Source organism: Bartonella rattaustraliani AUST/NH4 (genome assembly GCF_000312565.1).
Taxonomy (GTDB): Bacteria; Pseudomonadota; Alphaproteobacteria; order Rhizobiales; family Rhizobiaceae; genus Bartonella; species Bartonella rattaustraliani.
This window is the reverse complement of record NZ_CALW02000002.1, coordinates 1-2031: the sequence shown is the minus strand read 5'-3', so window position 1 is coordinate 2031 and position 2031 is coordinate 1. Positions and strand designations below refer to the sequence as shown.

Here is a 2031-nt window from a genome sequence, read left to right as displayed (position 1 = left end):
GCATGTGTTTTCTTGAAGAAAACAGCAGAAGAAATTTCTTGCTCACTTATCTTTAATTTCTACGTTTCATGCCTTGTTTTCCTTTCCCCTACAAAGAGGAGTGTAGGATAGATATTCGCTTTAAGTATAATTAGCAGCAAAAGCGCGTATGACTCTGCCTTTTATATATCACTGCAAAATCTGATATTTCTTTCTTCGAATTCTATTTAATGTGAATTTGGTATGATTAAAGCAATACCGCACACTATACCCCCTCTTTGCAGGTGTTTTTCAACCTCATAAGGACCTTAGCGACGCTATGATGAAGCTGTCGACAGCAGATTCTTGCTTTAATGACATATTACCGCCCCCCTCTCATATAACCCTCCTAAAATTCAAGGAGGAACTTCTTTCGAACAAAACGAGTCTTAATTAACATAGTTTCTGTATTTGTATAGGTTATTGGATAAAAGATCAAGAATAAAATGAGTCTTTTTAAAAGTTTATAAAATTTCTTTCACAAAAAGTGAAAATTATTTTCATCCACAACAGTTATGAAAGATCTTCTTATAGCGTTTTGCTCAATCTCTATTTACTCTATTTAAAAGTTATACACAAACACAAACCCCGTCATATGAACATTGTTCGTGTAGATAAAAAACAATTCACCCTCGCCTTATTTGGCAAGGATGAATCAAATTATACTTATGTGTTTTATTTATTATTAGTTCAATGTCATATTGAATCCTGCACCGACACCCCAATGACCGCCAGAAGTGGTAACCGATAAATTGGACCGAATAGACCCACTTTCAGATGTATAACCAGCACCAAAGGCAAAGGCTGATTGGCTACGCCATAAACCACTACCAAATCCAACGCTTAATTTTCCAGGTGTATCATTGTAACGCAAATTCGACACCGCCAAACCAATAGCAGCCGCTTGTTTTGCCTCTTTGCGGACATTTTCTATACTGTAATTTAAAGCCTCAAACTTCATATTGGTATAGTTATTTGCACGTTCAACGGCATCGTCAATCGCATCAATAACGATATTGTTTACACGCTGGTCTGTATATTGCTTTGATTGATCAAGAACGACCTTCATCTGTTCTTTCGTGTAATCATGCAATTGCCCACCATTAATCGCTTCTTTTGAGCCTTTTTCAATCTTACCATCTGCAACATTATCAATCATCACAGGTTCACTCGGATCACCCCCTGCTAAAGTGATTTTATTGGTTTTTTTGCCCTTTTCATCTCTGTCATAACGAACAGCATCTTCAGCAATACCATCAACCTTTTTATCAATATTATTCACTTTCCCATCAATGTTGATAACTGTGTCACCAATATCCTCAATTGTATTTGAAATATTATCAACCCTCTTTGAAATATGCTGAACATCTTTTTCAACACTATTGATACGCTCATTGGTCTGCCAAAGCTGCCCACCGTTTACCGCATCTGTCGAGCCTTCTGCAATTTTGCCATCGGCTACATCAGTAATCTTACTCGGTTTACCACCATGTGTTGCATCGTACGCTTGTTTCTCTTCATTCCACTTTAACGCATCTGAATCGACCTTGTTGATGACATCATCAATACGGTTGTTAATGGTTGTCATTCCATTATTAACACCATCCAAAGCATCCGCTACATTATCATAGCTTTTCTTCTCAACAACTTTGCCATTCTCATCAAATTGGACAATCTGGAAATGAGGCGCTGTCCATTGACCATTTTCATACTTAGCACCACCACCAAAATAAGATGCGAGCGTCTGATTCAAGAAATAAAGCTGATTGCCGGTAATGGCTTCGGTTGAACCTTTCGCAATCTCCCCATCCAAAAGAAACTTAAGTTTGCTGTTTCTCTTTTCTCCATTTTTTTCATGTTTTGCGACAAATGCTCTCTCTTCATCATCCCACAATAACGCATCTTGAGAAATTTGCTTTATGCTTTTATCAAGTTGGGCTTTGTTAACAGCTTCATCATCCTTCACAGCTTCCTTTACACCAGAAATAGTGCGCGCTACCTTGCCATAACCTG

Annotated in this window: 1 protein-coding gene; it reads right to left on the bottom strand. The window is 37.8% G+C overall.

Features of this window, described 5'->3' with window-relative positions; translation table 11 throughout:
• Nucleotides 1-703 precede the first annotated feature (703 nt).
• Nucleotides 704-2031, bottom strand: a 1328-nt coding sequence (locus tag BN67_RS11180; RefSeq protein ID WP_033313013.1) for a Vomp family autotransporter, incomplete at its 5' end; no start/stop codon positions are given.